Source organism: Maribacter sp. MAR_2009_72 (genome assembly GCF_007827235.1).
Classification (GTDB): domain Bacteria; phylum Bacteroidota; class Bacteroidia; order Flavobacteriales; family Flavobacteriaceae; genus Maribacter; species Maribacter sedimenticola.
Genome location: NZ_VISB01000001.1, coordinates 1985463 through 2008904, shown reverse-complemented (window position 1 = coordinate 2008904; position 23442 = coordinate 1985463). Strand labels below are relative to the sequence as shown.

The window sequence follows — 23442 nt, the reverse complement described above, 5'->3', positions numbered from 1 at the left end:
GCACATTGTTATTGCTCCAAAGGATATTACTTATTTGGTGAATATCAAAGCGCTATAAGCGGGAATATCCACAAAACCTGTCCATTTTTTATCATCGGTAGATTCCTCTTCAATATCCAGGTCCTTGATTTCTTCTGCTGTAAACGCATGGTCATATTCCTTGTAAACGGAATTGATTCTTAGTTTCCAATCAGAATTATCTTCAACACCAATACCGTATTCCGTATAATCCTTGTTGGTGAAATTTAAAATGATCAATACCGGTTCATTTTGTTCATTTTCATCATGACGTACATAGGCAAGGATCTTGGTTTCTTGATTATAATGCAAGATGGTAATGCCTTGGGCCCGTAGACCAAAACTACGATCGCTCTTTCCGGTCCGAAGATTGATCAGGTCACGAATTAAATTTTTAATACCCGTATGCTTTTCCAATTTAGTCCAGTCTAATCCTTCCGTATCTTGAAAATACTCGTCCTCTATAAATTCCTGACCTTGGAACAGCATGGGTATACCGGGTGCGGTTAAAGTGAGTACCATACCTAGAATGGCCCTTTTCTTTGCAAAATCGCTTTCGGCATCCCCTGGTTGTATTTCCTCAGGAACCCTTGCCTTACCGTTGGCTACCTCGTCATGAGATTCCGTATAGACAATACGTTTAAAGTAGTCTCCGCTGTATTTAAATTCAAGGGCATTCACAATTTTTTGTAAATCCCTGCCATCATCATGGGTATCTTGGATTACTTCCCTTACCGGATGTACAAATTCCATATCCCATTGGCTTCCATATCCTAGTCCGCCATCTATTGGGTCGTCCGTTACACGGCTATCACCTTTTAAATCTTCTGCAATGGTAAGTACATGCGGGTATTTCTCTTTTATTTCCGCATTGATATCGCGCATAAGTATATTCCCTTCCTCAATCTCGGTATCATATCCTAAGCCTCCACCTTCATAGCGTATATAGGATGTTGCATCCATTCTAAGTCCGTCACAATGGTATTTTTCTATCCACATAAGGGCATTGTCCCTTAAGTATTGGCGCACTTCCTTTCTACCGTAATCTGGTCGGGTATCGCCCCAAGGGGTATCACTTCTATGGTCATTGTAGAAATATATTCCTCCCTTGTCATTTTCGCTCCAACCATCAAACTGCCATAGGTCAACATCAGAGGGGCCAAAATGGTTATAAACGACATCCATAATTACGGCAATGCCCATTTTATGGCATTCGTTCACCATTTTGGCAAATGCGTCCGGGCCACCATAATCCTGTTCAATGGCAAATGGGTGGGCCGGGTTGTAGCCCCAGGATATACCTCCGGCAAATTCAGCAACCGGTAATAGTTCAATACAATTGATACCCAATTCCTTTAAATAGGGTAACTTCTCTATAACATCGTTGAATGTTCCTACCTGGTCCTCTTTTTTGCGGTTAAATGTACCTACATGAAGTTCATAGATGACCAGTTCGTTCCATGCCGGAATTTCAAAACCGTCATCTTCCCAATCAAAGTTCAACTGTCTGATGATAGAGTTGCCGTTACTATTGGTAACTTCAAAAGCATATGGGTCGTTGCGTTCATATGTAGTGCCGTTATTATGGATAACATATTTATATTCATCGCCTTCTTTTGCCAATTTGGTTACCCCTGCCCAATATCCATTGGATTCAGATTCAAGTGCAACCCCATCATCCTTCCAATCATTAAAATCCCCTTTTACGAATACATTTTCCGCATGGGGTGCCCATACCCTAAAGGTAACCACGCCATGCGCTATGATAGCGCCCATGCCCGCAGACTTTTGGATATCCATATCCATAGTCACATTATTATCTATTTCCATATTTTTAATTCTATTTAAGTGTCATAATTATATAAATCCGTGTGTATTTGATTTCGTTGAAGATGAAGTACATTGGCCAGATTGCAGGGAATATCCGTAGTGCCAAGAAGTTGATCATATTGTTGAAGCTGTTCATAGGTAGCCACTTGCAAAAGATGTTCAATTTCTAACATGCTCTGTGCCGAAAATAGCTCTTGTATATCTATCCATTGTTTGGCGGGCGGCCTACATAAACTAGTTGAGCAACCATGGACCATCTTTAATTTTTTAAGTTCCGTAGTAATTTCAACGTAGAATTTATGCACGTTGGAATAGCGTTGTTTTAGTCTCAGATTTTTGGACAACCTATAATCCATCCTGTCCAATAACTGCTCTAGGACATAGAGTAGGTGGGCAGATTTTTCAGAAATCTGATACAATCTGTTGTACGTTTTATTAAATTGATTTGCAGCATTCATTATGGTGCAATTTCCAACACCTAGGGTATGCGCATTAGCATTATCAGCTTATATGTTAGTCCAAAAAAAAATAATTCAGGAAAAAATTAGGGGTAAAATTGGTTTGGGATATTTACGCTTTTGATAGGATTAACAAACAACCTTTTAGAACCAATCTCATTTAATCTACCATGGTACTTTTAGCTTTGAACAATGCAATCTTCTGGCAATTGGCAAAAAATGCCGACAGTTATAAGGTTGTCCAAATAAAAGTAGGATGAAAAAAATTCTTTGGACCATTATCGTTATTCTTGTAATAGGCTGGATGCTTGGCTTTTTAGTATTCAAAATACTAGGAGCGGTCATCCATATTTTACTTGTTTTGGCCATTGTTCTGGCCATATATAATTGGTTGAACCACAAGAATACATAAGAATAAAAATGGGCGGAAGTCCTGTAGCGGCAATCTACTAAATTCGGAAAGAAATAGGTGTAACAAAAAAGCCCCTAAAAGGGGCTTTAGAGTGATCGCAGGAGGATTCGAACCTCCGACCGTCTGCTTAGAAGGCAGATGCTCTATCCAGCTGAGCTATGCGACCGTACACTGTTTTTTCAAATGTGGGTGCAAACTTAGTGAAATTTATAGACTGGTAAAACCAAAATCACTTAAAAATTTTAATATTTCCCAATAGCCAAGTTTTAGGGCTATGAACGGCCTTCGTATTGGTCAAAATTCTCATATAATTGGTCGAGCACTCTATAAAAAGTTTCAAATTCCTCTTCGGTAATACCTTGGGTACTTGCTTTTCGCAAATCCTTTATAAAAGGCATTACTTGTTGTATAAGCGCCGCACCTTCTTCTGTCATGACCAATTTATATCTTTTTTGGTCATCCCTAAACCTGGATTTTCGCAACAGGCCTTTTTTGCATAAGCCGCTAATTACTCTTGAAGTAGTAGCGCGATTCCTGAAATTGGATTTTGCAATATCCGCTTGCGACGCATCTTTTCCTTCTAGGTGTACCCGTTGTAAAATTACCCATTGCTCAATGGTAAGGTCAATGTTGTTTTCGGCGAACACCTGCAAGAACGTGCTCTGTACTTTTTTTAGGGTGCGGTCTATATACACCCCAAATCCCTCGGTCCTGTCCATAGTAAAATGATTGTAATTTCAAAAGTAACGGAGTTTATCGATAATTTTGTTGTTAATGCAACAAAATTAATTTTTTTTTGTAATTTTATATTTTACAAATAGGTAGAAAAACTATGCAATTAGGATATAAGAGTTTCATTTTAGAGGACAGTACCTATAAGGGTGGAGGTAAAAAGATTGTTATGCCAGATGGTGTAGAGGTTCATAAGCTTTCTTCCAACGAAAATCCTTTGGGGTATTCCCCAAAAGTTAAGGAAGCTTTGGCAAGAACCTTAGATGATTTGAGCCTGTATCCGGATAATACCGATATACGATTACGTGAGGCATTGGTAAAAGATTTTGATGGTGTACTAACAGCAGATAATTTTATTACCGCAAATAGTGGTTCAGAAATTATAGACATGATTTCCAAGGCCTTTTTGAACGAAGATGATGAGGTAATTGTGAGTCAGCCATGCTTTTTGCCTTATACGGCCTTTACCCGTTGGATGGGTGCAAAGGCGATCAACGTACCCATGACCGAGGATTATGATTACAATTTGGACGGTATTTTGGAGGCAATTAACGAAAAAACAAAATTGGTGTTTCTTGCATCGCCCAACAATCCGTCAGGAAATTATATTCCACTGGCAGACCTAAGAAACTTCATTGATAAATTACCTGACCACGTGGTTCTGGTTTTAGATGAGGTGTACAGACATTTTGCCGAAGATGAGGATTATACATCGGGAATTCCTTTTGTTATAGAAGGTAAAAATGTAATTGCGATCAATAGTTTTTCAAAGACCTATGGTTTGGCAGGTCTAAGGGTTGGTTATTGTTATGCCCCATTGGCTATTAGCAATTATATGCGGAAGATTTGCAAGCCCTTCTTGTTGTCTTCATTGGCGTTAGAAGGAGCAATTGCTGCCCTGGAAGATGTAGAGTTTGTCAATAAGACCGTAGCATTGGTTAAGGAAGAAAGAGGGTTTGTTTTATACGGACTTGATACAATGAATATAAAATACTGGCCAACACAGGGTAATTTTGTACTCATAGATCCGCCGATCAATGATATGGAATTCACCATTTTTTTAGAAAAAAGAGGAATCATGGTACGCCCTGTAGGCAATTTTGGAGCACCTGGTAAAGTGCGTATTTCCTTTGGTACCAGAAAAGCGAACAAAGCACTTTTGGCAACCATGGAAGAACTTATAAAGAGCGAGATTACAACATAAATTTTTTTGTTATAAATGTTGCATAAGCAACAATAATTAGACTATAAAAAAACTAAAACTATGTCAACTTCAACAGTAGCAGAAAACAAACACAAAGAGGCACAAGATTTTATGCCTATTAACGGTACCGATTATTTAGAGCTTTATGTAAGTAACTCTAAACAAGCGGCACATTATTATAAAACCGCTTTCGGTTTTAAATCTTTAGCTTATAAAGGTCTTGAAACCGGTAGTAGGGATTTTGAATCTTATGTGGTAGAGCAAGATAAAATTAGATTGGTTTTGACCTCACCGTTAAAGAGTGGTACAGATGTGGGTAGGCACATAGATAAGCATGGTGACGGAGTTAAGGTAACGGCACTGTGGGTAGATGATGCTACCTATGCATATAACGAGGCTATGAAAAGAGGAGCTAAAAGTTACATGGAGCCAAAAACCGAAGAAGACGAGCACGGTAAGGTGGTAAGTTCTGGTATTTATTCTTATGGTGAAGTAGTGCACATTTTTGTAGAGCGTAAAAATTATAATGGTACATTTTTACCGGGCTACCAAAAATGGGAAAGCGGTTACCAGCCAACGTCTACTGGATTAAAATTTGTAGATCACATGGTAGGTAACGTGAACGAAGGTAAAATGAATTATTGGGTAGATTTCTACGCCAATGTAATGGGCTTTAAGCAAATCATGTCTTTTGATGATAAAGATATTTCTACCGATTATACCGCACTTATGAGCAAGGTAATGAGTAATGGTAACGGTAGGATTAAATTCCCAATCAATGAGCCTGCTCCAGGAATGAAAAAATCTCAAGTAGATGAATATTTGGAGTTTTATGAAGGTGAAGGTGTTCAACATATTGCCGTAGCAACCGATGATATCGTGAAAACGGTTTCTGATCTTAAGAGTAGAGGTGTGGAGTTCTTGACCATACCTACAACGTATTATGATGTATTGACAGAAAGAGTTGGTGAAATCGATGAGGATATTGAATCATTGAGAAAACTAGGTATTTTGGTAGATCGTGATGATGAAGGATATTTGCTGCAAATATTCACAAAAACGGTACAGGCAAGACCCACCATGTTCTTTGAAATTATTCAGCGTAAAGGAGCAACTTCTTTTGGAAAAGGAAATTTCAAGGCTTTGTTTGAAGCTATTGAGCGTGAGCAAAAATTAAGGGGAACCTTATAAGTTCAACAGATTTCTTGACAAGCCAAGAATAGTTTAATTTTAATAAAATAGTAGTAACTAACAAAACGAACGTATATGCCTATCTATCATAAGCAAGGTGCGTTGCCGCCAAAAAGGCACACGCAGTTTAGAAAACCCAAAGGGGAGTTGTATTCGGAACAATTGTTCGGTACCATTGGTTTTGACGGTATGTCCTCTTTATTATATCATCATAATAGACCTACCATGGTCAAAGAGATCGTAAAGAGTACAGATGTGTCTCCTAAAATTGCTTTGGAGAAGAATATACGTTCGTTAAAGTTGGTTAGTTTTAATGCGCCTGCAAAAGATGACTTTTTAGTCGCGCGCGAGCCACTTTTGGTCAATAGTGATATCATCATTGGGGTAGCCGCACCAAGAAAGTCATTGCGTGAGTATTTCTATAAGAATACCGATGCCGATGAAATGTTGTTCATTCATAAAGGCTCTGGTACCTTAAGGACTATTTTTGGACAAATTCCTTTTGAATATGGTGATTATCTGATTATTCCCAGAGGAACCATTTATCAAATAGATTTTGATAGTGAAGACAATCGTATATTATATGCCGAGTCATATTCACCGATCTATACGCCAAAAAGGTATCGCAATTGGTTTGGGCAATTATTGGAGCATTCTCCGTTCTGTGAGCGTGACTATAAATTGCCGCAGAATTTGGAAACCTTTACAGATACCAATGAGCAATTAATTAAAGTAAAAAAGCAAGGGGTCATGCATGAAATGGTGTATGTTGGGCATCCTTTTGATGTTGTTGGTTGGGATGGTTATAATTTCCCGTACGGATTCTCCATTCATAATTTTGAACCGATAACCGGTAGAATTCATCAGCCGCCACCAGTGCATCAGACTTTTGAGACAAATGCCTTTGTCATCTGTTCTTTTGTTCCAAGGTTGTACGATTATCATCCGCAGTCCATACCGGCACCATACAATCATTCTAATATAGATTCTGACGAAATGCTATATTATGTAGACGGTGATTTTATGAGTAGAAACGGAGTGCAACCGGGTAATATTTCTTTGCATCCTGCAGGTATACCACACGGTCCGCATCCAGGTGCTGCAGAACGTAGCATAGGTCAAAAAGGGTCTGAAGAATTAGCGGTTATGATAGACACCTTTAAGCCGTTGATGGTTACTGAGAATGCCATGAAATTAGATGATGGCGATTATTATCAATCTTGGTTATAACAGAAATAAGAAAACACTTGACAACACTAAAAACATGGGTCAACATACCCCATAATTCAGATTTTTCCATTTACAATCTTCCTTTTGGCATTTTTTCGGTGAACAATGATCAGCCAAGAGCCGGTATTGCTATTGGAGCGCAAATTGTTGATTTGGTCGTGGTATCAGAGTTAGGGTTGTTAGAGGTCAATGCCAACTATTTTAAGCAATCAATTTTAAATGAATTTATCGCTTTAGGAAAGGCGATTACCAATAAAGTACGTTTAGATATACAGCAGTTGCTGGTGATTGAGAATTCGCCATTAAAAAATCATCCGGAAGCATTTGTGCAACAGAAAGACGCTGCTATGCATTTACCGGTGCATGTAGGCGATTATACCGATTTTTATTCGAGTATTGAGCACGCTACCAATGTGGGTAAAATGTTTCGTGATCCAGAAAATGCTTTGTTGCCCAATTGGAGACATATTCCGGTAGGCTACCATGGTCGCGCTTCTTCCATTGTGGTAAGCGGTACAGATATTCATAGACCTATGGGTCAAGTGAAAACCAATGAAATGGAAACACCGGTATTTCAAGTATCGGGGCGTTTAGATTTTGAATTGGAAATGGGGTTTATAGTAGGTAAACCTACACAATTAGGAGAACGGATTGCCGTTGAAAATGCTTCGGAACATATTTTTGGATTAGTATTGTTCAATGACTGGTCTGCTAGGGATATTCAAAAATGGGAATATGTACCTTTAGGTCCGTTTTTGGGCAAAAGCTTTGCATCATCAATGTCTCCATGGATTGTTACGTTAGAGGCACTGGAGCCATTTAAGGTTCAAGGTCCTAAGCAGGAACCAGCCGTACTTTCGTATTTACAATATGAGGGAGCCAAAAATTATGACATACAATTAGAAGTAGGGATGTCTTCCAAATCTTCGGGAGAAACTATAATCAGTCGCTCAAACTTTAAGTACATGTATTGGAATATGATGCAGCAATTGGCGCACCATACCGTAAATGGGTGCAATGTAAATGTAGGCGATGTCATGGCATCGGGTACCATATCGGGCAAAGATGAAAGCTCCTATGGGTCATTGCTGGAGATTTCGTGGGGAGGTAAAAAACCTTTCGAATTAAAAGACGGAAGCAAACGCACTTTTATTGAAGATAATGACACCATAACCTTGAAAGGATTTGCCAAAAAAGAAGGCGTAAGGGTTGGTTTTGGTGAAGTAACGGGTACTATTTTACCCAGTAAGTAATTTAGAATATGAGCACAATGTCACAACACGAAGAAATAAATACAATAGACCCGGCAAGTATATCTCAACAAGAACTGCATGGGTATTTATTGTCTGCTGTAGCGCCAAGACCTATTTGTTTTGCCAGCACAATTGATAAGGACGGCAATGTAAATTTGAGTCCGTTCAGTTATTTTAACCTATTCAGTATAAACCCTCCGATCATGATTTTTTCACCTTCAAGAAGAGGTCGTGATAATACCACCAAGCATACCTTGGAGAATGTATTGGAAGTAAAGGAAACGGTAATCAATATTGTGAATTATGACATGGTAGAGCAAATGTCATTGTCAAGTACGGAATACGGTGATGGTGTAAATGAATTTGTAAAATCAGGATTAACGCAAATACCAAGTGATAAGGTAAAGCCACCAAGAGTAGGGGAAGCTCCCGTAGCTTTTGAATGTGTGGTGGATCAGGTAATAGCATTGGGTGATGGTCCAGGGGCAGGAAATCTAGTGTTGGCAAAAGTAGTTCAGATACACGTAAAGAAAGCATTTCTAGATGCCGAAGGAAAATTGGATACTCCCAAGTTGGATTTGGTTGCCCGTATGGGTGGTAATTGGTATTGCAGGGCTAATGGCGATGCTTTGTTTGAAATACCTAAACCTATACGAACCAAAGGTATTGGGGTAGATATGTTGCCAGAAGCTGTGCGAAACAGTACGGTACTGACAGGTAATAATTTGGGTAGATTGGGGAATCTAGAAGAGTTACCTACCAAAGAAGCAATAGCTGCTATTGCAGAACATCCTGAGGTGAAATCTATATTGAACGGTGATGAAGATGCTGTAGCATTGCACCAACTGGCACAACAGTGGTTGGCAGAAGGCAATACGGAAGATGCCTTGGCCTTGTTGCATCTATAGCAGGCATTTAATATAGCTTACATTTTATTTATTGATTCTCTAGCCGCTTGATCATTTCTTTCATTTGCATAATTTCGCGCTCTTGAGCTTTTAGAATATCATTGGCCAGCTTTTGCACCTCTGGGTCATTGATATTGGCGTTGTTACTTGTAAGTATTGCAATAGAATGATGTGGAATCATTGCTTTCATCCATGCAATGTCGTTAATTGGTAGTTGATTCCTGACCAAAAATGTGGATATCCCCATTATCAATAAACTTACACCTACAATGGTCATATTCTTTATTTTGTTGGTATACATTTTACGCATAAATAGGAACATGATAATAGCCATTCCGGAAACGCCAATTAGGGTCATGTATAAACGTGTCCAGCTAAAATAAATATGGCTAATTTCATAAGTATTGAAATACATGGTTATATACATGGAAAATGCAGAGCAAATACACATTAATAAAAACGTGGTATATTTTTGGTTTTTATTGTTTTCAGGATGTTCCATAAACTTCTGTTTAATTATTATTGTTTAAATTATGGTACGGGTTTAAAAGATGCCTAGATAAAGGGGAAACAATGTAGTTTCTTTTATGCCTTAATTTAAAATATGAGACTAACAATTAAAAACGATGAAGTCCTTTGTGTTAGAAATTTTATGAAACGCATCAATATTTTTTTGAAGGACTAATCTATTTGAAAATATTGGGGTTAAAAATAGTCTTGATGTGTGGCATCATTGGGTTCAATATGAATATGGACATGGCCCAAAACGGGAATTTTTTCGCATAAATGGTCCGTTAGGTTATGTGCAATATCATGGCCTTCGGTAACGGTAATCTTTCCGTCTACCAAAGCATGTAAGTCTACATGAAATTTCATTCCAGCTTTGCGGATAAAACATTTTTCTGTTCCCGTTACACCGGGCACCTGTAAAGAGGTAACACGTATTTCTTCCAAAAGGGAATCATACCGTTGTTCGTCCATAATTTCACCCAGAGCAGGTCTTAGAATTAAATAGCTATTATATAAAATAAATCCAGCAGCAAGCAAAGCGGCCCAATCGTCCGCGGTTTCATATCCCTTGCCGAAGATAACGGCAATGGATATACCAACAAATGCCATTATAGATGTAATGGCATCACTTCTGTGGTGCCATGCATCTGCCTTTAAGGAAGTGCTATTGGTCTCTATACTTTTTTTAATAACTATTCGGTATGAGATCTCTTTCCATAAAATGATGGCACCTAGAACAAATAATGTCCAAGGTTTAGGAACTTTATGGGGAGTAAGAATATTGTCTATGCTTTCATGAACAATAACCGTAGCGGAAATGACCAAGAACGCAACAACCAAAAATGTAATTATGGGTTCAATTTTACCATGTCCATATGGATGGTTTTTATCTGCAGGTCTTTCTGCATACTTAAAGCCCAATAACACCAAAATAGAGGAGAAGATGTCAGTGGTAGATTCAATGGCATCTGCAATCAGTGCATAGGAATTGCCAAAAAAACCTGCCAACCCTTTTATAAGGGCCAATAGAATATTACCTATAATACTAAAGTATGTTGTTTTAATGGCAGTCTGTTCAATACTCATATAACAAAGGTACAGTGCCAAGAAAATGTATGATAACTTTATACGATATAATTGATGAAAAGGTTGTGTTAAACAGCATTTTCATAAGCCTCTTTCAGCCAATCAATTAATTCAGTATCCACTTGTGAAACTTCGGTAAGTTGAACTCTATGGGTACACATGGTGCCGAACGGACCGGAATTTTGCAAGCGCTCTGTAGTAGGTTTGTCTTTTATTTTAAGCCCTAAATCTATTCTGGTTTTAGTAGCAGGTTTTATCAATGCAAATTGCTTTTTGCGAATAATACTAACTGTAGTTTTCTTGGGAGTTATGGTAATATTGTCGCCAAGAGGTTTAATCGCAAGAAGGAGCTTTTCATAAATGGGTAATAAGCTTTCTTTTCCTTTATATTGCTGATCGACCAAATCTGTTGGAGCGTGGTTTTCTTCTTTTGAAAGGGTAACAATGGTATTGGCAAAACCGTGGGTGACACCATGTTCTTTCTTTAAATAGTTAACACCCTCAGAATGTTTGGCAAATGATTTTTTCTTGAGAATGGTCTTCCATTCATTCAAAGATTTACCTGTTTTTTCAGGCATGTTGTCGATCATGGTTTGTAAGGCCTTTTCCATTGGTAGCGGTTTAAATGTGGACAAAAAAGATACAAAATTTTAGGGATGCATTCAATTAGGATTTAGATATCCAAGGAATGTATTATCAAAGTTTAGGTATTTGGTTGGCCGGTTTTAATTTCAATTGTACCATTTATGGCACAGGACTTCATTACCGTATTATATATTGTTCCAAATTTTTCTATATTTTTTTTAAGTAAGGATAGGTTGATATGTTCGTCCGTACTATGGATATGCAAGATGTAGTTTATATCATCCATACGTGGTGGTTTTTCTAGGCGTGTAGCGCTCAGTGTAATTTCTGCGTTTGTATACTCAAAATTCATAAATTCAGAAAATCGTTCCACATTTTTTAAGATACAGGCGGCCAACGAAGAAAGAAAGAGTTCTGCCGGGTTGGCCAAGGTTTCTGAAGTAGCTGGAGTAATGCCAAAAACAATGGTCGTTTGTTTAATATCTAGTGTAGCCTTTAATTTTGAAGTTGAGGTTGCGGTGACGGAATATTGCATATAAGGGAATATTGATAAATGAATATTTAGGGGTGCTATTAAAGTAAGGAATTTCTATGCTAGAACCCTAATAAGGTAAGTAATAAATAAAATACGGAGGGAAAGAGCAAGCAGCCTAGCCCGGTATAAAAAGTAGCGGTTAAGGCACCGTAAGGTACAAGTTTCTCGTCAGTTGCGGCCAAGCCGGCCACTACACCACTTGTTGTACCTATTAAACCTCCAAAAACAACCGCTGCATGGGGATTGTCCAGCTTTATTCTTTTTGCGATAATAGGCGTCATTATAGTGGTAAATATGGTTTTCATGACACCTGTAGCCACACTAATGGCTATTACATCTGAACTTGCGCCTATAGCCGTACCTGTAACAGGACCAACAATATAGGTGCCTGCCCCGGCCGCAATGGTGGTCATGCTAATCGCATCTGTATATCCCATGAAATAGGCGATCGTTGCACCAAGGGCAAAGGTAACCGTCACCCCTGCGCATAGTGCAATTATTCCCGCCAAACCAGCTTGTTTTATTTTTGAAATATCAGCACTCATGGCGGTAGCGACCACTGCAAAATCGCGAAACATGGATCCCCCAAGAATGGCCATACCCGCAAATAGGGGAATATTGGCAATACCTTTTTGGTCCCCCAAAAATGCCAAGGAGAGCCCTGCAAGTATGGCAATGGCTACCCCAGGAATTTTATTTCGCAATAATTTCCTGGAAATTATAAATGAAAAAAGCATTACAAAACCAACAAAGAGAAATGCGAATATGAGTCCGTTTTTGGCAATGACCTTTTCTATAATATCCATTTCTAAAATTTTGGATGTTTGTTATTTTGGCCAATTTTGGAAAGTACGGGCACAAGTAGCATACATGCAAACGTTGTTACGATACCGGCCACAACTGCCACAAAGCCGCCAGATAGCGCGGCTTTTACATTTAATGTCGCAGCCATGGCTACAATTATGGGAATATACATAGAGCTCCAAAAAAGTATGCCTTTTTCGGTTTCCGGAATTAGCCAGCCTTTCTTTCTAAGATAAATACTTGATCCGATCAAAAGAATCATGGCAAAGCCCACACCACCAATATCACTGTCAATACCAATTAGTTTGCCCAACAGATTTCCTAAGAATTTACCCGTTAGAAAGCAAACGGCCAGTAATGCTACTCCATATATTTTCATGTTGTGTTTTAAGAGGTGAACATTTTTTTGATTTCGTTTTTGGTTACTTTGCCCATTACATTTCTTGGCAGATCTTCCTGAAAAATATATGTTCTGGGCGTTTTATATGCCGGTAATTTTTCCTGAATCCACTTGGTCAATTCATCTGTAGACAGTTCACCATGTTTTAAAATGATACTGGCACCTATAATTTCTCCCCATTCCAAATCTGGTATGCCAACAACTCCGCAATCCTTTATTTGTGGATGTGTACGAAGAACTTCCTCAATCTCTAGGGCAGATATCTTATACCCTCCGGATTTTATGATATCTACGGAATTTCTTCCTAATATTTGATAGCTGTCCTTATCATAAATGGCAATATCTCCAGATTTGAACCATCCGTCCTTGGTAAATGATTCTGCGGTAGCATCTGGTTTTTCCCAATATTCTTTAAATACGTTGGGGCCTTTAATCTGTATTTCTCCAGGTTCACCTTCGTTTACGGTTTGGTCATTCTCATCGGCTAGTCTAATGGAAACACCGTGTAACGGCTGACCAATATGGCCCGGTCTTCGTATACCGTTATAAGGGTTGCTTATTGCCATTCCCATTTCGGTCATACCATAACGTTCCAATAAAATATGTCCGCTGATTTCCTTCCATTCTTCCAATACACTTACAGGAAGGGCCGCTGAGCCAGAAACCATTAACCTAAATCTTGATAAATGTTGTGATATGGCCGTTTTTTCCGATGGTGGTAATTCATTATAATAAGTAATCAGTTTAAAATAAATGGTAGGTACGGCCATGAACACATTGACTTGTTTCTTTAAAACGATGTCAAAAATAGCTTTGGGGTTGAATTTTGGCAAAAACTGACAACAAGCACCGCTCCACAAGGCGCAGCTTAACATATTGATGATACCATGCACATGATGAAGAGGTAGCACGTTTAACACATGGTCGTCTTTGTTCCATTCCCAAGAGGTGGTCAAAGCCGTAATCTGTGCTTCAATATTGGCATGAGTGGTTACTACACCTTTGGGTAACCCTGTAGTTCCACTGGTATATAAAATCAGTGCGCTACGGTCTAGACTTATTTTAGGCAGCTCACATTTTTTAGGAGCAATATCCGCATAATTTAGAAATTGAATAGTGGTGTTGTTAAAAAGAGGTGAAAGCAATTCTTCAAATGCTTCTGTATAGATGACTGTAGTAGCTTTAGTATCCTCCAGTACATATTGAATAGACGGTAAGGGATGCTTTTCACATAACGGAACCGCAATTCCACCGGCTTTCCAAACGCCCCATTGGACAGCGGCATATGAAAAACTAGCAGGAACTAAAAAGCCTATTCTAGCTTGATTTAAATCTTTTTGGTCTTGAAGTAGGTGAGCGGCAACAGATGTGGATTGCTCTAATAATTGATTGTAGGTATAATTTTGGCTATCACTTTTAATGGCTATACGGTCAGTAAATGAATTAGCTCTTTCAATTAATGTAATCATTTTATAGGTGCTTAAAAATTGTGTCAGCATAACAAGGTAAGCACCATAATTGAATATGCCAAAACTGAATACATATTTACTTTTTTCAAGAGTATTTTATAATGATGGTAATTTTTAAGTTGAAAATAAGATTTAGTTTGTAGTATGGTTTAATGCAATTCTTCAAAAAAGAATTCATGTAACTCAATGAGACTGCTTCGCTTTATTTGCACTAAGTCTTTTGTGTCTTTAAGGAATATACCGAGTGATTTTTCATTGTACACAAATTTCATTTCATTATTGTAATCTGTGACTACATACATATCACCAGATAGTTGATAAAATGGAATTGTCATTTTATTTTTTAATCTAACTCCTTTATTTACTATTCTGCCGTTCTGTAATGTCGATTTCACATTAAAGTCACTGGTTTCTCCAGAAGCAACTTTTACATATGAAACCATCATTTTTGTCCATTCGGGTTCATCGATTAAAAACCATTTAATTTTATTGAAATCAATACCATATTCATTAATCCAACCGTGACTTGTAAAACCTAACAATACTTGTTTTCTGCCATTTAGTTCTGGTTTGTCACCTGGTGTAAATTCTTGAATTTTAAATGTGATTACCGATGCAGAAGACATATCCTTTAATTTTTTGCCTTCAAAATCGATTGTTTTTAAGGAAAAGCTTGTAATATCTGGATTGTTGGCTAGTAACCATTCTGTAGCTGTTAATTCTGCACGTTCTTTCATTTGTTCAACGGCAGCTACTCCAGCGCCAATAGCAGCCAAAGCACCTACGGCGCCAGCAACCACCGCTCCACTATCTTGAGCATTATTTTGTTTAGGAACAAAAATGAGTACAGTGAGAATGATAATGAATAGTTTTTTCATAGAATTTGGTATTAATTTTTTTAGAATAAAGGCCATACCTACCAAATCAGTTAGTTCCCCCGAAATACTTTTTCAGTAGGATGGCCAAAATTATATGTAGTATTTACGCCCCAAACCTAAGTGCTAAAACTTTAAAATTTTTACGGTATTCCGTAATGAATTATAAAAATTACATAATACCCTTATTTTGTTGGTATTTCTAAATGGGTCAAATACAAAAACGGTTTGTGTTGTCACAAACCGTTTACGGTATTCAATATTCAATTTTCTTTTTCAATTGTAAAATATGGTGCATTAGTTACCGCTTTTTGCCAATTTTTTATACATATCATATTGTTCCGTAGTAAGTATTTCCTCTAATTGCCTTTTACGTTCACTATCTATGGAACCCATCATTTCTCCACTGGCCATATTTTTTTGCTGTTTCTTAAATCTGTCCATTGCCGCATTATAGGTGTTGATTTGATCTTTTGTCATTCCTAATGTGGCAAATAACGTTTTGTCGTTTTCCAGGCTTTCTGTTGAGCTTGATTTTGCCAATTGGTTGTTCATTGCACCGTTAGAACCATTGGCTTGGGCAGCCGGGCTAACATTTAAATGACCGGGTGTGTTATCCGTATTTTCCATATCCGTAGGGTCTTCGGGAGCTTGTGTCTTCGCGGTGTTAGTGGTTACTTCTATTGTAGAACTAGAAGAACCGGGATCAGTGGCAACCGTTTGTTTGGAACTGGAACAGGATGCCATAATGAGTGTAACCGCAATGGTGCTTATTGCATATTTGATCATGATTGTTTTCATTTTTAGTTTCTATTGGAAATTTAAAGCATATTTTATGCATAGAAAGACCCTATCAATTAGATAATTGACTGATATCGTTATTAAGGTGGGTAAGGATCTTATATCAGGATAATCATGCCTAACTTTACATTGTAAATCTGTAATTAGTGAAGGAGAAACTTACGCAGTTGGAGTTGTTTTTTAAAAGCTCAAGTTTTGACCGAGGGCTAAGGTTGGGTGTGGGTATTATTGTGCCATTTGCCATTCTTTACGCAGTGGGGTATTTTGAATATGCGCCCGCAATTGTAGTAGGAGTGTTGTTAAATGCCCCAAGTGATGTACCGGGTAGTGCTACAAGGAGGGTAAATGCCATACTTATTAGTATTGTGTTGACAATGCTCGTTACACTATTGGTCTTATTTGCAAAACCAATATTTTTCATTTTAGTATTGGTTATTGCCGCTGTCTCCTTTATGGTCTCATTAATTGCCGTTTATGGATTTAGGGCGTCCTTACTTTCTTTTTCAGGTCTTTTGTCCATGGTATTGGCATTTGCTATCCAAAAGGAAACACCTTTGGAAATTTTTATTCAAGTAGGCTTAATGGGTGTAGGCGGTTTGTGGTATTTGGCGGTTTCCCTAATTTTTCAAAAATTGGCTCCGGAGAAAGATCAAAACCAATTACTATCCGACACCTTACATGCATTAGGAACTTATTTAAGGTTACGTACCCAATTATGGGCAGGTTATGACCAACAGGATGAACTTTTACGGGAATCATTTTTTCTTCAAAATCAGATAAACGATAAACAAGAAACTTTGCGGGAAATTTTACTCACCCAACGTAAGCGTTCGGGACTTTCCCCTTATGAGGAAAAACAATTGCTAATGTTGCGTGCTTCGGTAAATATATTTGAGCTTATAGAAGCAATGCATATCAATAATAAAGTGGTTCATAGTATTCATGCGGAACATCGCAACTATCTACTACCTTTTAAAGAGGTCAACAACATTTTGGGCAATCATCTTATCCACCTTGCGGAACTATTGATCCAGAAAGATAAAATTCCAAATAAACATGTGTTGCTGAACGCATTGGAAAAAGCCAACGAAACAATTGCTTCATATATTGCGGAAATAGGTTTGCCGGCCGCAAGGGAAGGTGCGTTGACCCTTAAGACAATTTTTGATTATCAAGAGCGATTGGTAGCCGAAATTAGGGTTGTACGGCGTATTATGGCGAATGTAAAGAATACCCCGGGTCTATCCTTGAAAAAAAAGGACTCTGCTTATTTTTTGACCAATCAAGAATTTGGTCTTAAGGTATTGACCCAAAATTTAAGTTTTAAATCTACCTTGTTTAGGCATGCATTCCGGTTCAGCGTAGCGCTCTTGTTTGCGTATTTGTTGGGGTATTTTTTGGATATACAGAATACCTATTGGATTCTCTTGACCATTGTGGTTATTATGCGGCCAAGTTACGGTCTTACAAAGACACGTTCTACAGATAGGATTATAGGAACGCTCATAGGGGCCTTGTTCGCGATAGGGGTGGTTCTGTTGACCCAAAATACAATTGTGTATGCCGTTTTGGCATTTGTTTCCTTGATTTTGGCCTTTTCCTTGATACAGAGGAATTATAAGTTTGCGGCCGCTTTAATTACTATCAGCATTGTATTCGTGTATTCACTGATAAACCCCAATGCGTTTGAAGTAATCCAATACCGTGTAATAGATACCGTATTGGGCGCCATTATTGCGGTGGTGGCCAATTATACGATATTCCCTAGTTGGGAAGCGGATAATTTTAAACAAGTGTTGCTAAATGCGTTTAAAACCAACAATGGTTATCTCTTGGCAATGCAAAAATTTTATACGGATACCGCTACGCATAAATTGGCCTATAATGTGGCAAGAAAGGAAGCCTTTTTGGCCATTGGTAATTTAAATGCCTCGTTTCAAAGGTTGACCCAAGATCCAAAATCAAAACAGAAAAATTTTCAACTGTTATATGAGATGGTAACCTTGAACCAAGCTATTCTTTCCGCAATTGCCGGCATAGGTAATTTTGTGGTCAATCATAAAACCACACCCGCATCTGCGGAGTTACAGCGTTTATTCCATAGAATCTCTAGTACCCTTGGTATTGCATATGAAATTTTGGAACAGGGTAGTGCATCCAAAAATGTACCTACAGAGGCATTAATGGACGCTGAGGAAAAATTACTGGACAAGTATGTTCAATTATCTAATAGACGTGATGAGGAAATTAGCCTAGGCAAAACTACAATGGATACGGATACCTTGCACGGACTCCAAGAAGCGTATTTAATTTCCAACCATATAATTTGGCTCAAATCGCTTTCGGAAAATTTACAAAAAACAACGGAACACTATGTAAAAACTACGGTACAGGAATAGGTTGATGGGTAATCTTTTTTTTTCTTCATATTCAATGAAGTCTTAAGGGGTTTAATTGGCATTAAAGGCATTATATCTCGCGTCGATTTTCGAAAGTAGCTTAGAACTGGCCATAAATTATATACGGTGTCAGCCAATGGGTTTTCTTGTTTTTTCATTGACGGTCCAGAGCAAAATTCCAAAGATTTGGCGGGCTTTATAAAAATATACGAACCTTTGGTTTTAAGCCCGAATCCCGAAATGTTTAAAAGTTTTGTTGCAATGCGTATTTATTCCGTCCGAGTAGCTACAACTTCTCCAGTTTCATTCGGGACACCATAGAATTTCAAAACATTTTCATTTACCTCACTAATTGGTAAAGTGACTCCTTTTCTTCCTCGTTTAAATATGGAAATAAAATAAGTTGATTCTAATTTTTCTATTATCCATTTCGAACCTTCTTTCCATTCCAATTCTTTCAATTTTTTCTTATCCCCCAGTTCTTTGTTGAAAGCTATTTTGGTTTTTGATTTACCTTCTACTTGAAATTCAAAATTTAAGCTTTCAATTTCTTCCTGGGGTAAGTCCGTCTTAGTGGGTAGAAGTCTTACAAAGTCCATTTCAATAATAACGTTATCATCGTTAAAAGTTCCATTCACTAGAAGTCTCAAAAAGTTTTCATTGAGCAACTTTAAATCCGCATATTTTTCTCCATTTTCGAGAATTAGCGTATTATCTTTTACGTTTAAATCCAATTCAGATTTTGTCAATTGCAAATTGGTAAAAAGTCCTGCTTTATTAGTTTCAAAATTTAGAATTTGAAGTCCGGGATTTTTTTTGAATTCCTTATAGCCAACTTCTTTCAGGATCCATTTTCCATCCAATTGTTGACCATTAGTTGTTTTGAAAATCATAAGTGTTGTTATCAGCAGTTTTCTTTTTTTCCAAATGCGCCACAACGGCTAAGCTATGAAAAGTTGCGGTGTGAAATCCGACAGGATTTTGGCCCGCAGACTAAATGTATTAAATATGTGTGGATTTTCTGTAGGTAAAATCCGACCGGAATTAATTGTAGGTGTTGTTACCTGTAGTTTTTATTCTGCTATTCTCTTTAATAATTCCGCTGTTTTTGATTCAATTGCTCCAATGTATTTTAAATCAGTTGCTTTTTTGTGAGTCAGCATTTTATAGAAAACACAAGCATTTAAAAAAGAACCGTTCGCATTTGGATGACTATCATCATCGTAAAGTTCAATATCTGGATATTCGGTTAGGATTTCATAGTATTTAGTTCCGTTGTCGGATTTCTTAATTCCATTTTTTTCTGCAACTAAATCATAAGATTCGTTAATCAGTTTAATTTCTTGTTCTAAATTTTCAATCTTTGGCGAACAACACTTATCCTTTTCAATTGATATGTCAATCATTCTAGATTCATAACAATATTGTTTTGGATATTCCTTTTTTGAAGGCCAAGTATTGAACAATATAAATTCGCAATTAGGATTGTCTGCCAAATCTTTGATATCTAAAACTGCTTTATTTACTTTTAGTTCCCTGTTTTCAGGAATAAGGACACTTACAGTCCCAGTTTGTAGAATAATAATGTCCCATTTTTTTTCTTTTAACTTTATTTCCGTTTCTGTGATTTCGCCATCTTTTTTTTTCCGAACGCTAATTCCGTTCTCTGTTCTTAAGGTTACAATGTCAGTTAAATGTCCAGATAAAGATTGTCCAGGATTTGTCATTTGGTCAATTTTTATGTTCGGATTGGTTTCATCCAACATTTTTTGAAGCGTTTGAGGCATATCGTAAAAATAAGTCAAACTATTTCCAATGAACAAGACATTCAGTTGGTATGATTGTTTTTTTTGAGAGTTACAACTAATAATTGTAAAAGATAAAATGATTAGCAGAATGTTTTTCATAAATTATAGGTAGCGGTTGAGTTAAGGCTTAAGGCCTTCCTGCCGGCAGAAAGGTTTATTTTTCTTTTCTTGTCCAAAGCTAAATTTGAATATTTCGCTAACGCGTAATTTTCAATTTAGCGACTTCATAAATATACACAGACCATTCGGTTTTGCCCTAAAGTCCGCATTACGTTAAGGCTGTGTTGGCATAGGCTTTTCTTCAATATGGCACCATGTCCCTAAGAGGTTTCCATTTTTTCAAATATCTTTTAGCATAATCCGTGTCTTTAATTATTGAAGGTTCAACCTCCAATATTTTATATTCCAATTGAATTATAAAATCAATAAGTCCTTTTTTATGTTTTTCGGTTAGTTTTAAGTTTTCTATATTTTGCCCTGAATATTCAAGGCCATATAAAAGTTGCTTTGATTTTTTTAGTTGATTTTTTCCCTGATAAAAATGAAGGTTGGCCTTTTCGATAGTGTTTTCTATTTGGCTGTCCTCAATTTTAGGGTTACGGAACCTCTTATTCGTATAGCCAATGAATGTGTTATCAAAATTAATCCCCATATTTATTTCATCTCGGGCTTCATTAACTCTTTTGTTTATATCATTAAAGTTTGAAATCCATTTGTTGTATTTAAGATTTTCAACAAGTTCTTCATCTTCTTTAATTTCTTTTTGAATTAATCTATGGGTAATTCCTGATTTTTTAATGCGCTCGATTTTTTTCTTGATTTGGGTTAAAATGTCCATTTTTTCAATTGTGGAAATGGAATCTTTATAGGCAAAATTTCCAACTTTACTAAGCTTGGAGAAATCTTTGTTTTTAAAATCTACATTGCTTATTGGGTTATCTAGAAATTGCCAGATTGGGTCAAATGGAACGTGCGTTTTTATAAAGGCCTTCGGTGGGATTAAAAAGTAATCATCCGAAAATTCATGTATATAATTGCCTTTGTAGTCCAGAAACCCAGCTGCTAGAGTATTGTCAACAAATAGATAATTACCATTGATTTTCACGGCATTCCAAGCATGGTCCAATTCCGAAATTTCGTAGCTGTCCAATTGTCGAGTGTAACCAGCAATCACAAAGGATTCAATTCCTATGGATTTGCACATGGAATGGAAAAGTTGGGCATAATGGCCACAAACACCTTTGCGAGTTTTTATAGTTTCCTCCACCATTTTATCATAGGAACTGTATTGAAACTCACTATTAATTTGGCTTAAATTATATTTAATATTGTGGGTAATCCATATGTAGAGTGCCCTTATTTTTTCATCTTCGCTATTTAATTTTGAGGTTAGGTATTCAGCGATTTCATCTGTAGTTTTTAATGAATCAGGAACGCTTTTTGAATCCCTGTCAATTTTCTCATATTTAGGATTTCCCCAAACATTTGTAAATGAAAAAAGGAGAATTAAGATGTAAAGGTATTTCGCCATGTATTTTATTTCAAGCTTATGCCTAACGCAGCGCTATGTGTAGTCCGGGTTATTTTATGGAAATATAATGAAAACCTTTTTTGGTTTTCGATTGTATTGGGAGTAAAATGACACGGTTCTTCCGAGCGTAGCGAACACATGAATTCGTCAATAAATAAACAGTTATGAATAAATTACGTATAGTGACTATATGTTGTGTTGTTTTCTTCCGTTAAGCGTCGTGTTTGGCAAATGACCTCTTATCCTACGGTTTAATGTGATCTGACATAGCGCTGCGATGATGTTGCATTTCCCTTTTTGTGGGCGACATCTGCGAAAGCAGTGGGCGAGTAGTAGCGTTGGCAAAACGAGATGTAGCACATAGGGTCGACGTAGGAGAATGCAACATCATCGGTTTGGCTAAGCTGCGTTTTAATGCAGTTTAGGTGTTGTTACCAAACGTTTCTTCGTTATTTCTCTTTTCAATTCTTGCATATTCCTTTTTATTCGCTGTCTTTTGATTTTAGATTCTCTATAACCTTAACATCAACCCAATGTTGTTTTCCGATGTAAGTACGATTACCGTCTTCATTTAACTTCCAATCTCCTCGTATAAAAAAGAAATATTTACCATCAGGCGATATTTGTGGAGAGCTCTCCTGCTTATCCGTATTTATTATTGGCCCCATGTTTATGCTCTTTGACCAAGTGCCATCATTTTTCTTAAAGCTAATATAAAGATCACTTTGCCCATAACCACCTTCTCTTTCCACACTCCAGATTAAATAGGACTCATCGGGGGAGATTCGAGATCCCGCAATATATTTTCCTCTATTGATATCATCATTTAATCTGATAGGGTCTTCATATTTACCATTAACAAGTCGTGAATAATAGATAGCACCAATCGAGTCCTGCTCTTTGTATGCTGTGAAATAGTAAGTGCCCTTAGCAGAGACAGATCGACCATGTGCCATATGCTTTAGAAAAGCACCAGGACTTTTAGGTTCAGACCACCCATTACCCTTTCGTTCTTTATACAGTTTGCCAATGAACATCTTATTACCATCAGCTGAAAATTGTGGCCATCTTATGTCTGTCTCAGATTCCTGACCCCAACGATTATTTTCATATTTGATAACGAAAAAAGTGCGTTTACCGTTATTCCGTACAAAGTAATACGATTTCATATCTGACGTATATGTACCTTCTTCAAAACTGCTTTCTGGAGAAAGAATATCAGGAGTAAAAGGTTTTGGAATTAAACCCGGTGGCTTTTGTCCAAAATAGCGATTTTCCAGGGCTGGAAAATCAGAATCGTTTGCTTTTTGGTTTTTAGTATTGCAAGCATTTATAAATAGGGTTAATAGAAGTAATAATAGAATAAGTTTGTAGTTTTTCATTGATTAATCGTTTATAATGTT

The 23442-nt window shown here is 37.3% G+C and carries 23 protein-coding genes and 1 tRNA gene; 7 read left to right on the top strand and 17 right to left on the bottom strand.

What is annotated here, in order from left to right; translation table 11 throughout:
• Positions 1–30: 30 nt before the first annotated feature.
• Together JM81_RS08320 and JM81_RS08315 are read right to left on the bottom strand one after the other, a co-directional pair.
• Positions 31–1848, bottom strand: a complete 1818-nt coding sequence (locus JM81_RS08320; protein WP_261375000.1) for an alpha-amylase family glycosyl hydrolase — start codon at positions 1846–1848, stop codon at positions 31–33.
• Between the two features lie 14 nt (positions 1849–1862).
• The gene (locus JM81_RS08315) at positions 1863–2306 is read right to left on the bottom strand and encodes a hypothetical protein (RefSeq protein ID WP_144802209.1); all 444 of its coding nucleotides are present in this window, start codon (positions 2304–2306) and stop codon (positions 1863–1865) included.
• Positions 2307–2562: 256 nt separating this feature from the next.
• Between JM81_RS08315 and JM81_RS08310 the strand changes: the two genes are divergently transcribed.
• A complete protein-coding gene (locus tag JM81_RS08310; protein ID WP_143815229.1) occupies positions 2563–2718 on the top strand; it encodes a lmo0937 family membrane protein in 156 nt (51 codons plus the stop codon).
• A gap of 92 nt (positions 2719–2810) precedes the next feature.
• On the opposite strand, the gene JM81_RS08305 is transcribed toward JM81_RS08310, so the two are convergent.
• A tRNA-Arg gene (locus tag JM81_RS08305) sits at positions 2811–2884 on the bottom strand.
• 106 nt (positions 2885–2990) lie between these two features.
• Positions 2991–3437: a MarR family winged helix-turn-helix transcriptional regulator gene (locus JM81_RS08300; RefSeq protein ID WP_144802206.1), complete on the bottom strand. Its 447-nt coding sequence runs from the start codon at positions 3435–3437 to the stop codon at positions 2991–2993.
• 113 nt (positions 3438–3550) lie between these two features.
• Between JM81_RS08300 and JM81_RS08295 the strand changes: the two genes are divergently transcribed.
• From JM81_RS08295 to JM81_RS08275, 5 genes are all read left to right on the top strand, one after another.
• On the top strand, positions 3551–4654 hold the full coding sequence (locus JM81_RS08295; RefSeq protein ID WP_144802203.1) for a pyridoxal phosphate-dependent aminotransferase: 1104 nt from the start codon (positions 3551–3553) through the stop codon (positions 4652–4654).
• A 60-nt stretch (positions 4655–4714) separates the two neighbouring features.
• On the top strand, positions 4715–5845 hold the full coding sequence (gene hppD, locus JM81_RS08290; RefSeq protein ID WP_144802200.1) for a 4-hydroxyphenylpyruvate dioxygenase: 1131 nt from the start codon (positions 4715–4717) through the stop codon (positions 5843–5845).
• A gap of 75 nt (positions 5846–5920) precedes the next feature.
• On the top strand, positions 5921–7075 hold the full coding sequence (locus JM81_RS08285) for a homogentisate 1,2-dioxygenase (RefSeq protein ID WP_144802197.1): 1155 nt from the start codon (positions 5921–5923) through the stop codon (positions 7073–7075).
• A gap of 17 nt (positions 7076–7092) precedes the next feature.
• Positions 7093–8328 carry a fumarylacetoacetase gene (fahA, locus tag JM81_RS08280; protein WP_144802194.1) on the top strand — a complete coding sequence of 412 codons (1236 nt, stop codon included), beginning with the start codon at positions 7093–7095 and terminating at the stop codon, positions 8326–8328.
• Positions 8329–8345: 17 nt separating this feature from the next.
• Positions 8346–9236, top strand: a complete 891-nt coding sequence (locus tag JM81_RS08275) for a flavin reductase family protein (RefSeq protein ID WP_144802190.1) — start codon at positions 8346–8348, stop codon at positions 9234–9236.
• A gap of 28 nt (positions 9237–9264) precedes the next feature.
• On the opposite strand, the gene JM81_RS08270 is transcribed toward JM81_RS08275, so the two are convergent.
• From JM81_RS08270 to JM81_RS08230, 9 genes are all read right to left on the bottom strand, one after another.
• Entirely contained in the window at positions 9265–9738 is a 474-nt protein-coding gene (locus JM81_RS08270; protein WP_144802187.1) for a DUF305 domain-containing protein, read from the bottom strand.
• Positions 9739–9941: 203 nt separating this feature from the next.
• Positions 9942–10832: a cation diffusion facilitator family transporter gene (locus JM81_RS08265; protein ID WP_144802184.1), complete on the bottom strand. Its 891-nt coding sequence runs from the start codon at positions 10830–10832 to the stop codon at positions 9942–9944.
• A gap of 68 nt (positions 10833–10900) precedes the next feature.
• The gene (locus JM81_RS08260) at positions 10901–11443 is read right to left on the bottom strand and encodes a DUF4287 domain-containing protein (RefSeq protein WP_144802180.1); all 543 of its coding nucleotides are present in this window, start codon (positions 11441–11443) and stop codon (positions 10901–10903) included.
• Between the two features lie 92 nt (positions 11444–11535).
• Entirely contained in the window at positions 11536–11952 is a 417-nt protein-coding gene (locus JM81_RS08255) for an OsmC family protein (RefSeq protein ID WP_144802177.1), read from the bottom strand.
• A 59-nt stretch (positions 11953–12011) separates the two neighbouring features.
• On the bottom strand, positions 12012–12758 hold the full coding sequence (gene madM / locus JM81_RS08250) for a malonate transporter subunit MadM (protein WP_144802175.1): 747 nt from the start codon (positions 12756–12758) through the stop codon (positions 12012–12014).
• Positions 12759–12760: 2 nt separating this feature from the next.
• The gene (gene madL, locus JM81_RS08245; RefSeq protein WP_144802172.1) at positions 12761–13135 is read right to left on the bottom strand and encodes a malonate transporter subunit MadL; all 375 of its coding nucleotides are present in this window, start codon (positions 13133–13135) and stop codon (positions 12761–12763) included.
• An 8-nt stretch (positions 13136–13143) separates the two neighbouring features.
• Positions 13144–14625: an acyl-CoA synthetase gene (locus JM81_RS08240; RefSeq protein WP_144802169.1), complete on the bottom strand. Its 1482-nt coding sequence runs from the start codon at positions 14623–14625 to the stop codon at positions 13144–13146.
• A gap of 149 nt (positions 14626–14774) precedes the next feature.
• On the bottom strand, positions 14775–15503 hold the full coding sequence (locus JM81_RS08235; RefSeq protein ID WP_144802167.1) for a hypothetical protein: 729 nt from the start codon (positions 15501–15503) through the stop codon (positions 14775–14777).
• A gap of 294 nt (positions 15504–15797) precedes the next feature.
• The gene (locus tag JM81_RS08230) at positions 15798–16301 is read right to left on the bottom strand and encodes a hypothetical protein (RefSeq protein ID WP_186435548.1); all 504 of its coding nucleotides are present in this window, start codon (positions 16299–16301) and stop codon (positions 15798–15800) included.
• A gap of 146 nt (positions 16302–16447) precedes the next feature.
• On the opposite strand from JM81_RS08230, the gene JM81_RS08225 reads away from it, so the two are divergent.
• On the top strand, positions 16448–18700 hold the full coding sequence (locus JM81_RS08225; protein WP_144802162.1) for an FUSC family protein: 2253 nt from the start codon (positions 16448–16450) through the stop codon (positions 18698–18700).
• 269 nt (positions 18701–18969) lie between these two features.
• Here JM81_RS08225 and JM81_RS08220 read toward each other — a convergent pair whose 3' ends face one another.
• From JM81_RS08220 to JM81_RS08205, 4 genes are all read right to left on the bottom strand, one after another.
• Positions 18970–19593 (bottom strand): hypothetical protein, encoded by a 624-nt coding sequence (locus JM81_RS08220; protein ID WP_144802159.1) that lies wholly within the window; start codon positions 19591–19593, stop codon positions 18970–18972.
• 180 nt (positions 19594–19773) lie between these two features.
• Positions 19774–20607: a DUF4886 domain-containing protein gene (locus tag JM81_RS08215; protein ID WP_144802157.1), complete on the bottom strand. Its 834-nt coding sequence runs from the start codon at positions 20605–20607 to the stop codon at positions 19774–19776.
• Positions 20608–20809: 202 nt separating this feature from the next.
• The gene (locus JM81_RS08210; protein ID WP_144802154.1) at positions 20810–22039 is read right to left on the bottom strand and encodes a transglutaminase domain-containing protein; all 1230 of its coding nucleotides are present in this window, start codon (positions 22037–22039) and stop codon (positions 20810–20812) included.
• A gap of 482 nt (positions 22040–22521) precedes the next feature.
• A complete protein-coding gene (locus JM81_RS08205; protein WP_144802151.1) occupies positions 22522–23421 on the bottom strand; it encodes a PD40 domain-containing protein in 900 nt (299 codons plus the stop codon).
• Positions 23422–23442: the final 21 nt, after the last annotated feature.